Here is a 12560-nt window from a genome sequence, read left to right on the forward strand (position 1 = left end):
GTGGGGCTGCGGCGGGGGAAGCGCCGCGATGGGTGCTGCCTGACGTGTGTAGCGGTTGGTACTGACAGTTCTCAGGGGCCGGCGGCGTCGCCGGACGTGGTGGTCTGACCCCGGCCGCCGCCCTTCCGGCGCGGGGCCGGGAGGTCCGGCTGCATGCCGGGCAGCGGTGGAGTGCCGCCCGGCAGGTGCCGGGCGCGCAGCTCGGTGATCTCCTTCTCGAAGTCCTCGAGGGAGTCGAAGGCGTGGTAGACGCTGGCGAAGCGGAGGTAGGCGACCTGGTCCAGCTCGCGCAGCGGGCGCAGGATGGCCAGCCCCACCTCGTGGCTGGGCACCTCGGCCGCGCCGGTGGCGCGGACGGCGTCCTCCACCTGCTGCGCCAGCAGCTGCAGCTGGTCCTCGCCGACCGGTCGCCCCTGACAGGCCCGGCGCACCCCGGCCATCACCTTGGTGCGGTTGAACGGCTCGGTCACGCCGCTGCGCTTCACGACGGCCAGCACCGCCTCCTCGACGGTGGTGAACCGCCGGCCACAGCCGGGGCAGGACCGGCGGCGGCGGGTGGTGACGCCCTCGTCGGTCTCCCGGGAGTCGACGACACGACTGTCCGGGTTGTGGCAGAAGGGGCAACGCACGTCGACTCATCTCCTCTCGCGGGTGTCACGCCGGCTGGCGGGCGAGCTTCTGGCACTGTCTGCGAACGGGCCGGTGGACCCGTCCTGTGGACCCACCCGGGGACATCCGGTGGACGCCGCGGGGAGAACGTGTGGAGCGGTTGTGGACGAACTTCGTCCGTGTAACCACAACATGTTGTGTTGGAACCGTATGCCCGGCCCCACGGGTACGCAAGCTCGGACGAGGCGTGTCGCGCAGCCGTCCCATCGGACCCATCGGGCGACGCCCGTCCCAACCGCCGCACACGGCGCGGCAGGCGCCGTCCACCGCTCCATGCCGTCCACCGCTCCACCCGGCCCTGCCGAGGCCGGCCGGGGCCACGCTCAGGGGAGGTGCAGGACCTGCCCCGGCTCGAGCGCGACCCCGCCGAGCCCGTTGAGGTCACGGATCGCGTCGACCACCGCCCGCGGGTCCTGCTCCGGCTCCACGACCACGGCGATGGCCCAGAGGGTGTCCCCGGGTTCCACGACCACCGTGTGCCCGCCGGCCAGCCGCAGCGCGGGACCCGGCTCGGCGGCGACGACCGTCGCCGTCGCCACGGCCACGGCCAGCCCGATCGCGATGGAGAGCCCCGCGACGACCCGCCGCCCGCGCCGGGTCAGCCGCAGGGGCGGGCGGTCCCACGACTCAGGGCCGGCGCCACGCGGTGCCGGACGACCGGCGGCACAGCCTCCGCAGCGGACGCCCCGCCCTCCGGCCGCACCGGCGGGACGCACGGCGCGACCGGCGGGACGCACGGCGCGGCGCCCGGGCCCCGGCGCACCGGCGGAGGGCTGCCTGGCGTACGCCTGCACGGGCGACGGCGGGACGACACTGCGCTGCACGGTGACCATTAGCCAACTCCTCGGTCGGGGCGAGCGTGATCGAACGGGTGTTCGAATCGAACGCTGGCGGATGTCTACCGCACGGCACCGACGGGAACGCGCCGACACGGCGCTCCTTCGAACACGTGTTTGAACACGACCGCCGATGGCGCTACCGTTCGGGTGCGATCGAGACGACGCAGCCCGCCCGCGCACCGAGCGGCCGGGCCGTCGCCGGGGAGCTGCGCGGGCCGCAGCCGGACGAGGAGGGGTCATGGCGGTCGACAACCGCTCGACGGACGGCAGAGCCGGTCCCGCACGCCGCAAGCGGGCCGCCGGGCCGGCGAACGGTGCCGCGGCCGGGTCCGCGGAGCCCGGCGGCGCCGTCCGCGCGTTCCCCGACCGGGCCGAGGCCGGCGACGGGCTCACCCAGCGCCAGCGCCGCGTCCTGGAGGTCATCCGCGACTCGATCGAGCGGCGCGGCTACCCGCCCTCGGTCCGTGAGATCGGTGAGGCGGTGGGGCTGTCCTCCGCCTCCTCGGTCGCCCACCAGCTGTCGGTGCTGCAGCGCAAGGGCTGGCTGCGCCGCGACCCGAACCGGCCGCGCGCGCTCGACGTCCGCCTCCCCGGCGACAACGCCGCCGCGCTGGGCGCCGACGGACCGGGCGCCGCGGCGGGCACGTCCGGCGGCGACGAGGCGGCTCCGCCGGCCGCCACCTACGTGCCCCTGGTCGGGCGCATCGCCGCCGGTGGTCCGGTGCTGGCCGAGCAGGCGGTCGAGGACGTCTTCCCGCTGCCCCGCGAGCTGGTCGGGGAGGGCACCCTGTTCATGCTCAAGGTGGCCGGCGACTCGATGGTCGACGCGGCGATCTGCGACGGGGACTGGGTCGTCGTGCGCCAGCAGCCCACCGCCGAGAACGGCGAGATCGTGGCCGCGATGATCGACGGCGAGGCGACGGTCAAGACCTACAAGCGCCGCGACGGCCACGTCTGGCTGCTGCCGCACAACGCGGCGTACGAGCCCATCCCCGGCGACGACGCGACCGTGCTCGGCCGCGTGGTCAGCGTCCTGCGCCGCATCTGATCGCCAGGAGGAGCGCGCCGCCGCGGGTCACTCCCTGCGGCGGCGCAGCTTCCCCCCGAGCCAGACGAGCACGGTCGCGACCACCGCGGCGATGACGCCGGCCGTCCACGGCGACACGTCGCGCACCAGGCCCGCCACGGGAGCGGCCGACGACCGGGGGCCGGCCGCCGTCGGAGCAGTATCCGCGCCGGCCGGGACCAGGGTCACCGGGGACGGCAGCCCCTCCCCCGCGAGGAGGAGGTCCCGGTTGTTCGCGGCGAAGGCGATCGCCTCCCCCTGCGGCGAGTCCGGCAGTGCCACGCGCACGGGCTCCCCCGCGAGCGCGCCGGCGACGTCGGAGCCGGACAACGGCCAGACGTAGGCGTCGGTGTAGGTGCGCAGGGCGACCCGCTGCCCGTCCGCGGACACCGCTCCCCCGGTCACCATCAGCTGGCCCGCCCGGCCGACCGGGCCGCCCGGGGTCCCGGTGAGGGTCAGCCCGAGCTGCAGCACCTTCGTCATCCCCAGCGTGGCCCCGTCGGTGAGCGGCCCGTCCGGCCGGTAGACCCCGCTGGCACCGAGGACCTCCTTGGTGACCAGGTAGGGCGTGCCGTCGGGGGCCAGGAGCAGCGCCTCGGCGTCGTGCGGCCCGTCGGGGTAGGTCAGCCGGGTCAGGGTGCTCGAGCCGTCGGTGCGCAGGCTGATGAGCGCGACCGTCTCCCGGTTCTGCGCGTTGTCACCGGTGTCGGCCACCCAGAGCGTGCCGTCCGCACCCAGCGCCAGGTCCTCGGGGTCGTACGGGTCGACCGCACCCGAGCGCACGTCACCGACGGCGCACGCGCCGTCGAGCACGAACACCTGCGCCCGCTCCCCGCCGTCGTTCATGGCCAGCATCGACTCGCCGGCGCCGGCGAGGCCGGACAGCTCCGGCAGTCGCGGATCGGTGATCTCGCAGCGGGTGACAGCTGCACCGAAGGGAGCGGACGCCGTGGTGTCCGCGAGCGCCGGCGCCGGGCTCAGCAGCAGGACGAACGGCACGGCGAACGCCGCGCCGCCGGACCGCAGCCGGCGCGCGGCGCGGTCAGGCGGGGGCTCGGCCGGCGCGGGCACGAACCCAGCGTGACAGCAGGGTTGCGTCCAGTGCGTGAACCACGCCCAAGAGCAGCAGCCCCACGGTCAGCCCCACCACCGCGTCGGTGACCCAGTGGAAGTCCAGCGCGACCATCGCCACCCCGGTCGCGAGCGGCCCGAAGACGCTCAGCGCCCAGAAGACCCGCTGCACCCAGGGGGCCAGGGCGAACTCGACGGCCTGCCAGCGGGCCACGCCCCACATGAGCACCGCGTTCGCGACGTGCCCCGAGGGGTAGCTGGCGCCGTCCCGGTGGAAGAACGACCCCGGGAACGCCGGCGCGGTGCGCCCGGTCCCCCACTTGAAGGCGTAGACCACCGCGGTGAGCAGGGCCAACGCGAGCAGGACCCGCACCAGCGGCACCACCGTGCGCTCCCGGACCAGGAGGGAGCCGACCAGGACCGTCAGGACGATCAGGATGAACCCACGGCCACCGGCCTGCGTGAACGCCCAGACCAGCCAGTAGGCGTCGCCGTTGCGCAGGTCCCAGTCGCTGACGACCTCGGAGACCCGCAGGTCCATGCGCTCCAGCCAGCCCCGGCTGAGCAGCTCCGCGGTGATGCCCACGGTGGCGAGCGCGGAGAGGAGGAGGACCCACCACGCCGGCCGGCCGATGCCGATCACCCGGGTGCCCGCCGGTACGGACGGGCTCCCGGCGGGGTCCGCCGTCTGCCGTACCGCACCGGGGTTCACGGCCTCACGGTACCGGGGCCGTGACCTCCCCGTGATCCTCCCGGTGTCCCGCCACGCGGGCGGGACACCGGGAGGACCCGTCACACACCTGCGACAGGGGCGGTGAAGTCGTCCAGCAGAGCGGCCAGCGCCGGCTCGACCCGCGCGACCAGGCGCGTGCCGTCGGCCTCGTGCAGCTCCTCCAGCACCTCGCCGTCCCGGTGCACGCGGGCCACCAGGTCACCGCGGGAGTACGGCAGGAGCACCTCGACGTCGACCTGCGGGTGCGGCAGCCGCGCGGCGACCACGTCCCGCAGCGCCTCGATCCCCTGGCCGGTGCGGGCGGAGACCCACACGGCGTTGGGCAGCGCCTGGCGCAGCAGGAGGACGTCCTCCTCGCTCATCGCGTCGACCTTGTTGACCACGATGAGCTCGGGGACCGCGCTCGCGTCGATCTCGCCGAGCACGGTGTGCACCGCGTTGATCTGCCCGATCGGGTCGGGGTCGGAGCCGTCGACGACGTGCAGCAGCAGGTCGGCCTCGGCCACCTCCTCCAGCGTCGACCGGAACGCGTCGACGAGCTGGTGCGGGAGGTGCCGCACGAAGCCGACCGTGTCGGTGAGCGTGTACTCCAGCCCGTCCGGGGTCTCCGCCCGGCGGACCGTCGGGTCCAGGGTCGCGAACAGCGCGTCCTGGACCAGCACACCGGCGTCGGTGAGCCGGTTGAGCAGGCTGGACTTGCCGGCGTTGGTGTAGCCGGCGATCGCCACGCTGGGGACGGCGTTGCGCGACCGGCCGGACCGCTGGGTGGCGCGGGCCGTGGCCATGCCGGCGATCTCCCGGCGTAGCTTCGACACCCGGGCCCGGATGCGGCGCCGGTCGGTCTCGATCTTCGTCTCACCGGGACCGCGGGTACCGATGCCGCCACCGCCGGCGACCCGACCACCGGCCTGCCGGCTCATCGACTCACCCCAGCCGCGCAACCGCGGGAGCATGTACTGCATCTGGGCCAGCTCGACCTGGGCCTTGCCCTCCCGGCTGGTGGCGTGCTGGGCGAAGATGTCCAGGATCAACGCGGTCCGGTCGACCACCTTGACCTTGAGCACCTTCTCCAGCTGGTTGAGCTGACCGGGGGTCAGCTCACCGTCGCAGATCACGGTGTCCGCGCCGGTGGCGGCGACGATGTCGCGGATCTCGTTGGCCTTGCCCGAGCCCACGTAGGTCGCGGCGTCGGGCTTGTCGCGGCGCTGGATCAGCGCGTCCAGCACCTGGGAACCGGCGGTCTCGGCCAGGGCGGCCAGCTCGGCGAGCGAGCGCTGCGCGGCGGCCGCCGTCCCCTCGGTCCAGACGCCGACCAGCACGACCCGCTCGAGGCGCAGCTGGCGGTACTCGACCTCGGTGATGTCGGCGAGCTCGGTGGACAGCCCCGCCACGCGGCGGAGCGCGCCGCGCTCCTCCAGGGCGTAGGAGCCGGTGGTGTCGTCGGGGCCGTCCCACCCGCCGGCGGGGGTGGGGAGGGCGCTCTCAGGGGCGGTCGTCATCGTCTCCAGCGTGGCACGCCCCTCGGAACGGGGCGAGTGAGTTGTCGTCATCGACTCTGTTGTCATCGCCGGGTACAACGCATCAGGGCTCCGGGTGCATCCCGAGGTACAGCGACCACTTCTCCCCGTCCGGATCGGCGGGTCGGCAGGCGTACTCGTCCAGCAGCCCGTACAGCCGGCCGCGGAGCTCGTCCATCGCCGCGGGCGCCAGCTGCACCCCCAGGCGGGTGCTCTCCAGGCGCTCCTCCCCCGCGGCGGCTGCCTCCTGCAGGAACGCCGCGAGGACGACGTCCGACCCCGGCCCCGGACCGCCGGCGCCGTCCATCAGCCAGCTCTTGCCGGTGGCCCGGTAGGGCACCTCCCGGGCGCCGCGGGCCCCCCGGCGCTCCTCTTCGGCGACGAGGAACCCCGTCTCGACCAGGGTGCGGACGTGGTGCAGGACGGTGGCGGGGTTGCGGCCCAGCCGGGCGGCGATCTCCTTGTTGGTCAGCGCCTGGTGGAGGCACAGCCGCAGGATCCGCAGCCGGACGGCGGAGGCGAGCGCGCGCGCCTCGGCGTCCGTGGCCGGACGGCGTTCCCCCTCGAGCCGCGGTGCCGGGTCCCCACTCACGCCGGACAGCCTAGGCCCAATGATTGACACTTCCCAATCAGTGGTCGAGGCTGCCGGTCGTGAGCTCGCTCTGGCACCACCGCGACTTCCGGCAGCTGTGGGCGGCGGAGACTGTCAGCCAGGTCGGCACGCAGATCACCCTGCTGGCGCTGCCGGTGCTGGCGGTGGGCGTGCTCGCCGCGACCCCGCTGGAGATGGGGGTGCTCACCGCCCTGGAGACCCTCGCCTTCCTGGTGATCGGGCTGCCGGCCGGCGCGTGGGTGGACCGCTGGCGGCGCAAGCGGGTGCTGGTGGCAGCCGACCTGGTCCGCGCGGTCGCGCTGGGCACGTTGCCGCTGGCGTACGCCTTCGACGTGCTGACCCTCGCCCAGCTGTTCGTCGTCGCCGCGGTCACCGGTACGGCCACCGTCTTCTTCGACGTCGCCTACCAGAGCTACCTGCCCACGCTGGTCGCGCGGGACCAGATCGTCGACGGCAACGGGAAGCTGGAGGCCAGCCGCGCGGTCGCGCAGGTGGCCGGCCCCGGGATCACCGGCGTCCTGCTCCGCGTGCTGGGCGCTCCGCTGCTGCTGCTGGCCGACGCCCTGTCCTTCCTGCTGTCCGCGTGGTTCATCGGCCGGATCCGGCACGTCGACGTGGTGCCGGACCGGGCCGCCCGGCGGCCCCTGCGGGTGGAGATCGCCGAGGGGCTGTCGTTCGTCGTCCGCCACCCGCTGCTGCGCCGGATGGTCGCCTGCACCGGCCTGGCGAACCTGGCCGGCTCCGCCACGTCCGCGCTGCTGGTCCTCTTCGCGCTGCGTGAGCTGGGGCTGTCCGAGACGACCGTCGGGCTGGTCTTCTCCGCCGGCGCGGTGGGCGGCGTGGTCGGCGCGGTCGTCGCGAGCCGCGTCGCCCGGTCGTTCGGCGAGGGCCGGACCATCCCGGCGTCGGCCCTGCTGTTCGCCGCCGCCGGGGCCGCGGTCCCGGCGGCCGACCTGGTGGCACCCGTGCCGCTGCTTGTCGGCGGCTGGTTCGTGAGCAGCTTCGCGGTGATCGTCTACAACGTCACCCAGGTGAGCTTCCGGCAGCGGCTGTGCCCGCCCCCGCTGCTCGGGCGGATGAACGCCTCGGTGCGGTTCCTGGTGTTCGGCACGATGCCGATTGGCGGGTTGCTCGGCGGCGTCCTCGCGACCTGGCTGGGCGTCGTCCCTGCGCTCTGGATCGCCGTCGCGGGCCAGTTCGTGGCCGCGCTGCCGGTGCTGCTGTCGCCGCTGGTGCGGATGCGGGAGCTGCCCGACGAGCTCGACGCGACGCTCCCCGCCCCGGTCCCGCAGGTTGGACCGCCGGCGGCCGGGTAGGCGTCGGGATCCGATCGACCGCACGAGGAGGACGACGATGACCCAGCCGGAGCGCAATGCCGACGGCGAGCTCGAAGACCCGGGCCGTGACCCGATCGGCCTGGACCCGCCGCGGAACCCCCTGGGCGGCGCGGACCAGGACACCGGCCGCGGCACCCCGCGGGGGGACGACGCCGACGCCGCCGCGGGCGACGACGTGGGGGCGGGCGGCGCGGCGGAGCCCTGAGCGGCTCAGGCGCCGAGCCACTCCGCGGTGAGGACGCCGGTCGCGACGACGACGGCGGGGCCGCTGAGCACCGTCGTCGTCCCGTCGAACTGCACCGAGAGCCGGCCGCCGGGGACGTCGACCACGACGGTCCCGGTGCTGCGGCCGCCGGCGTCCAGCGCGGCCCACGCTGCCGCGCAGGCGCCGGTCCCGCAGGAGCGGGTCTCCCCCACGCCGCGCTCGTGGACCCGCAGCCGGACGTGCGCGCTCGCCCCGGCGGCGGCGTCCTCGGCGGCGAGCACGTTGACCAGCTCGACGTTGACGCCGTCCGGGAACAGCGCCGGGTCGACCGCGGGGAGCACGGTCAGGTCCAGGGTGTCGACGGAGACGTCGGTGAGGCACGCCAGGTGCGGGTTGCCCATCGACACCCCCACGCCCGGGAAGTCGACGCCGGAGATGCGCGCACGGCTGGGCCGCAGCGGCCGGGCCGGACCCATGTCCACCCAGTAGCCGCCGTCCGGCCGGGCGCCGACCCGCCGGGGGCCGCCGCGGGTGCCGACCAGGACGCCGGCCTCGGCGGTCTCCCGGTCGAGCAGGCCCTCGGCGAGCAGCACGTGCAGGAACAGCCGGATCCCGTTGCCGCACATCTCCGCGGTCGACCCGTCGGCGTTGCGGTGGTCCATGAACCAGGGGCACTGCGGCAGCGCCTCGCCGAGCACGGCGGGGGCGTCGGGCACGCATCGGCTGGGGACGACCCGCAGCACGCCGTCCCCGCCGAGGCCGGCGCGGCGGTCGCACAGCCGGCGCACCAGCTCGGCGTCCAGCACGGACTCCGGCCAGGCGGTGCCCTCGGGGTCGGGCAGGACGACGAAGTCGTTCTCGGTGCCGTGACCGAGGAGGACCCGGGGACCGGAACTGGCGCTCACCGCTCGATCGTACGGCCGGTGATCTCGGCGACCGCCGCGTCGACCAGGTCGGGGCGGGCCGCGTCGAACCACGTGGTCGCCGCGTCCCGGCGGAACCAGGACCGCTGCCGCCGGACGAACCGGCGCGTGGTGGTGACGGTGCGCTCCCGGGCCTCCTCCGGTGTCAGCACGCCGTCGAGCTGCTGGAGGACCTGCGCGTAGCCCAGCGCCCGGGACGCCGTCGGGCCCTCCCGCAGACCGTCCGCGGCGAGGACGGCCACCTCGTCGACGAAGCCCGCCGCCCACATCGCGTCGACCCGCCGGGCCACCCGCTCGTCGAGCTCCGCGGGCTCCCGGTCCAGCGCCACGACGACCGCGGGGTAGTGCGGCCGCGGATCGGGCATCCGGGCGGTGAACGGCGCGCCGGTCAGCTCGATCACCTCCAGTGCCCGCACCACGCGCCGCCCGTTGCTGGCCAGGATCGCCGCGGCGGCCGCCGGGTCGACCGTGGCCAGCCGGGCGTGCAGCGCGGCGGCGCCCTCGGCCTCCAGCTCGGCGGTCAGCCGGGCCCGGACGTCGGGGGCGGTGCCGGGGAAGTCCAGCTCGTCGAGCACCGCCCGCACGTACAGCCCGGAGCCGCCGACCAGGAGCGGGACGACACCGGCCGCGCGGAGCCGGTCGACCTCCGCGCGGGCGCGCTGCCGGTACTCGGCCACCGACGCCGGCTCCCGCACGTGCCAGAGGTCCATGAGGTGGTGCGGCACGCCCTCGCGCTCGGCCGGGGTGGGCTTGGCCGTGCCGATGTCCATGCCGCGGTAGAGCTGCATGGAGTCGGCGTTGACGACCTCCCCGCCGAGCCGGTGGGCCAGCGCGACGGCGAGGGCGGTCTTGCCGGTGGCCGTCGGGCCGACGACGGCGACGACGGGTGGCGCCTGACCGCTCATCGGAGCCGCCAGTCGGCGACCAGGTAGCCGACGCCGAACGGCGCCCCGTCGAAGCGCAGCTCCGCGGAGACCTGCGCCCCGGCGAGCGCGGTCCCGACCGCGCGCCACACCGGCACGCCGGCGGCGAGCAGCCGCGCGCCCTCGGCCGGGTCGAGGGCGGCCAGCGCGGCGGCGTCCCCGGCGGCGAGCGCCCGCGCCACGGCGGCGTCGAACGGCGCCGCGACGGGATCGAGGTGCCCGGGCGCCTTCTCGCTGCGCCGCGCGGACCCGTCGCCCATGGCCAGCACGCCGACCGGGCCCGGGACGTCGTCGAGCGCCGTCCCCAGGTCGCCGGGAGCCACGCCCAGCCGGGGCCCGCCGTGGCCCGCCCGATCCAGCAGCCAGGCCCCCAGCAGGTGCGGCAGCGGGGTCCGCCGTCCGCCCGGACGCACCCGGCCGGCGAACGGCACCTCCAGGTCGACGCCGAACCCGCGCAGGTCCCCGACGTCCCCGGGGCCGAACCGGACGCCGTCCACGCCGTCGCCCACCACGATCACGACCTCCGGCCGGTCGGCCAGCAGGGTGTGCACGGCCGCGTCCACCGCGGCCCGCACGGCGGCCAGCTCGGGGCTCGGCGCACCGGCCACGGCGGGCAGCAGGAGGGGTGGCTGCGGGCAGAAGGCCACCGTGACCGGACGAGGAGGTCTCACGCCAGGGAGTGTCGCGGATGCATCGTGGGAGACTTCCTGCCGTGTCGAGCACGGAGAACACCGGAGACCGGACGCAGCAGCCCGCCGCCGCCCCCGACGAGCGCCCCGACCTGACGGTCCCGGAGGTCGCGCCGGTGGACGAGGGGCCCCTGTCGGCGACCCCGGACGGCGCCACGGGCGACGTCCCGGCCACGAGTGGGCCGGCCCCCGCGGAGAGCGGGGCCGAGGCCCCGGCCGACGACGAGGTGACCGCGGTGGCCCCCGTGGACGAGGGCCCACTGGCGGCGACCCCGGACGCCGCCGTCCCGCAGGACGCTCCCGCGGGAACGCCCGACACCCCCGGGACCCCGGACGCCGCCGAGTCCCCGGACGCCGCCGTCCCGCAGGACGCTCCCGCGGGAACGCCCGACACCCCCGGGACCCCGGACGCCGCCGAGTCCCCGGACGCCGCCGTCCCGCAGGACGCTCCCGCGGGAACGCCCGACACCCCCGGGACCCCGGACGCCGCCGAGTCCCCGGACGCCGCCGAGACCCCCACCACCGAGACCCCCACCACCGAGACCCCCACCACCGAGACCCCGGCCACCACCGAGACCCCGGCCGACGAGGCCTCCACCGGGCGGCACACCGCCGAGGCCGTGACCGCGGCCGGCGGCACGCCCGCTGCCCCGACCCCGGCCGACGCCGCGCTGAGCGACGCCGCCCACCACTCGCACGCCGCGGGCGGCGAGATGCCGACCGTGATCCCGTCCGTGCCGGTGTCCGACCCGACGCAGTGGGGCCGGGTCGACGACGAGGGCACGGTCTACGTCACCACCGAGGCCGGCGAGCGCGCGGTCGGCTCCTGGCAGGCCGGCGACCCGGCGGAGGGCCTGGCCCACTACGGCCGCCGCTACGACGACCTCGCCACCGAGGTGGCCCTGCTCGAGGCCCGGTTGGCCGCCCACACCGGCAACCCCGCCGAGATCCGCACCAAGGCCGAGGCCCTGGCGGAGACGATCCTCACCGCCTCCGTGGTGGGCGACCTGGACCACCTGGCGATGCGCGCCCGGGCGATGGTCAGCATGGCCGACACCGCCGTGGCGGCGAACCGTCGGGAAAAGGCGGCCCAGCGGGCCGCGCAGATCGCCCGCAAGGAGGCGCTCGCCGCCGAGGCGGAGCAGATCGCCGCGGAGTCCACGCAGTGGAAGGCCGCCGGTGACCGGCTCAAGGCGATCGTCGAGGAGTGGAAGACGATCAAGGGCATCGACCGCAAGACCGACGAGGCGCTGTGGCAGCGCTTCGCGGCCGCGCGGGACGCCTTCGGCCGTCGCCGCGGCGCGCACTTCGCCGAGCTCGACAAGCAGCGCGGGGAGGCCCGCGCCGCCAAGCAGGAGCTCATCACCGAGGCCGAGAAGCTGTCGACCTCGACCGACTGGGGTCCGACCAGCGCGGCCATGCGCTCGCTGATGGACCGCTGGAAGGCCGTGCCGCGCACCGGGCGGGACACCGACGACGACCTGTGGAAGAAGTTCCGCGCCGCGCAGGACGTCTTCTTCGCCGCCCGCTCCGCGCACGACCAGCAGCGCAGCAGCCAGGAGGTGGCCAACCAGCAGCAGAAGGAGGAGCTGCTGGCCGAGGCCGAGCGGATCGACCCGACCAAGGACCTGCGCAGCGCCCAGGCCCAGCTGCGCAAGATCCAGGACCGGTACGACGCCATCGGCCACGTGCCCCGCGGCGCGATGCGCCAGCTGGAGGACCGGATGCGGGCCGTGGAGCAGCGGATCCGCGGCGCGGTCGACTCGGTCCGCCCGCGGGTGGAGCCGGAGAACCCGCTGCTCACCTCGATGCGCCAGGCGGTGACCAAGGCCGAGGACCAGCTCGCCAAGGCGCAGGCCGCCGGAAACGCCCGGCGGATCAGCGAGGCCGAGGCCAACCTGGCGACCCGCCGGGAGTGGCTGGCCGAGGCGGAGAAGTCCTCCCGCCGCTGAGGCAGGACCGCGCAGGGTCCCGT

13 protein-coding genes are annotated in these 12560 nt (G+C 75.7%); 4 read left to right on the top strand and 9 right to left on the bottom strand.

All coding sequences use genetic code 11. The features are described 5' to 3' along the window. Positions 1-71 precede the first annotated feature (71 nt). Together nrdR and HL189_RS16170 are read right to left on the bottom strand one after the other, a co-directional pair. Positions 72-629 (bottom strand): transcriptional regulator NrdR, encoded by a 558-nt coding sequence (gene nrdR / locus HL189_RS16165; protein WP_369134738.1) that lies wholly within the window; start codon positions 627-629, stop codon positions 72-74. A 363-nt stretch (positions 630-992) separates the two neighbouring features. Continuing rightward, positions 993-1214 carry a LysM peptidoglycan-binding domain-containing protein gene (locus tag HL189_RS16170; RefSeq protein ID WP_369134739.1) on the bottom strand — a complete coding sequence of 74 codons (222 nt, stop codon included), beginning with the start codon at positions 1212-1214 and terminating at the stop codon, positions 993-995. A 532-nt stretch (positions 1215-1746) separates the two neighbouring features. Between HL189_RS16170 and lexA the strand changes: the two genes are divergently transcribed. Then, positions 1747-2556: a transcriptional repressor LexA gene (lexA, locus tag HL189_RS16175; protein WP_369134740.1), complete on the top strand. Its 810-nt coding sequence runs from the start codon at positions 1747-1749 to the stop codon at positions 2554-2556. 27 nt (positions 2557-2583) lie between these two features. On the opposite strand, the gene HL189_RS16180 is transcribed toward lexA, so the two are convergent. The 4 genes from HL189_RS16180 to HL189_RS16195 form a co-directional block, all read right to left on the bottom strand. Next, positions 2584-3645, bottom strand: a complete 1062-nt coding sequence (locus HL189_RS16180; protein WP_369134741.1) for a hypothetical protein — start codon at positions 3643-3645, stop codon at positions 2584-2586. Continuing rightward, complete coding sequence (locus tag HL189_RS16185) at positions 3617-4357, bottom strand: phosphatase PAP2 family protein (RefSeq protein WP_369134742.1); 741 nt, start codon at positions 4355-4357, stop codon at positions 3617-3619. The genes HL189_RS16180 and HL189_RS16185 overlap by 29 nt, the downstream gene beginning before the upstream one ends. Positions 4358-4437: 80 nt before the next feature. Beyond that, entirely contained in the window at positions 4438-5877 is a 1440-nt protein-coding gene (gene hflX / locus HL189_RS16190; RefSeq protein WP_369134743.1) for a GTPase HflX, read from the bottom strand. Positions 5878-5959: 82 nt separating this feature from the next. After that, complete coding sequence (locus tag HL189_RS16195; RefSeq protein ID WP_369134744.1) at positions 5960-6487, bottom strand: ArsR/SmtB family transcription factor; 528 nt, start codon at positions 6485-6487, stop codon at positions 5960-5962. A 59-nt stretch (positions 6488-6546) separates the two neighbouring features. On the opposite strand from HL189_RS16195, the gene HL189_RS16200 reads away from it, so the two are divergent. Next, on the top strand, positions 6547-7824 hold the full coding sequence (locus tag HL189_RS16200; protein ID WP_369134745.1) for an MFS transporter: 1278 nt from the start codon (positions 6547-6549) through the stop codon (positions 7822-7824). A gap of 37 nt (positions 7825-7861) precedes the next feature. Continuing rightward, complete coding sequence (locus tag HL189_RS16205; protein WP_369134746.1) at positions 7862-8050, top strand: hypothetical protein; 189 nt, start codon at positions 7862-7864, stop codon at positions 8048-8050. Positions 8051-8055: 5 nt separating this feature from the next. Here the strand turns inward: HL189_RS16205 and dapF are convergent, their stop codons facing one another. The 3 genes from dapF to HL189_RS16220 are packed head-to-tail and all read right to left on the bottom strand — an operon-like array spanning position 8056 to position 10567. Next, positions 8056-8955 (bottom strand): diaminopimelate epimerase, encoded by a 900-nt coding sequence (gene dapF, locus HL189_RS16210; RefSeq protein ID WP_369134747.1) that lies wholly within the window; start codon positions 8953-8955, stop codon positions 8056-8058. After that, positions 8952-9878 carry a tRNA (adenosine(37)-N6)-dimethylallyltransferase MiaA gene (miaA, locus tag HL189_RS16215; protein WP_369134748.1) on the bottom strand — a complete coding sequence of 309 codons (927 nt, stop codon included), beginning with the start codon at positions 9876-9878 and terminating at the stop codon, positions 8952-8954. Before miaA ends, dapF begins: the two co-directional genes overlap by 4 nt. Further along, positions 9875-10567: a hypothetical protein gene (locus HL189_RS16220; protein ID WP_369134749.1), complete on the bottom strand. Its 693-nt coding sequence runs from the start codon at positions 10565-10567 to the stop codon at positions 9875-9877. The genes miaA and HL189_RS16220 overlap by 4 nt, the downstream gene beginning before the upstream one ends. Before the next feature lie 41 nt (positions 10568-10608). Here HL189_RS16220 and HL189_RS16225 point away from each other — a divergent pair, with 41 nt between their 5' ends. Beyond that, on the top strand, positions 10609-12537 hold the full coding sequence (locus HL189_RS16225) for a DUF349 domain-containing protein (protein ID WP_369134750.1): 1929 nt from the start codon (positions 10609-10611) through the stop codon (positions 12535-12537). Positions 12538-12560: the final 23 nt, after the last annotated feature.

The sequence above is a fragment of the Modestobacter sp. I12A-02662 genome (assembly GCF_041028325.1).
Classification (GTDB): domain Bacteria; phylum Actinomycetota; class Actinomycetes; order Mycobacteriales; family Geodermatophilaceae; genus Modestobacter.

Coding starts and splice junctions, on each gene's coding strand:
- HL189_RS16205 (WP_369134746.1), top strand. CDS start 7,862: ATGACCCAGCCGGAGCGCAATGCCGACGGCGAGCTCGAAGACCCGGGC.
- hflX (WP_369134743.1), bottom strand. CDS start 5,877: ATGACGACCGCCCCTGAGAGCGCCCTCCCCACCCCCGCCGGCGGGTGG.
- miaA (WP_369134748.1), bottom strand. CDS start 9,878: ATGAGCGGTCAGGCGCCACCCGTCGTCGCCGTCGTCGGCCCGACGGCC.
- lexA (WP_369134740.1), top strand. CDS start 1,747: ATGGCGGTCGACAACCGCTCGACGGACGGCAGAGCCGGTCCCGCACGC.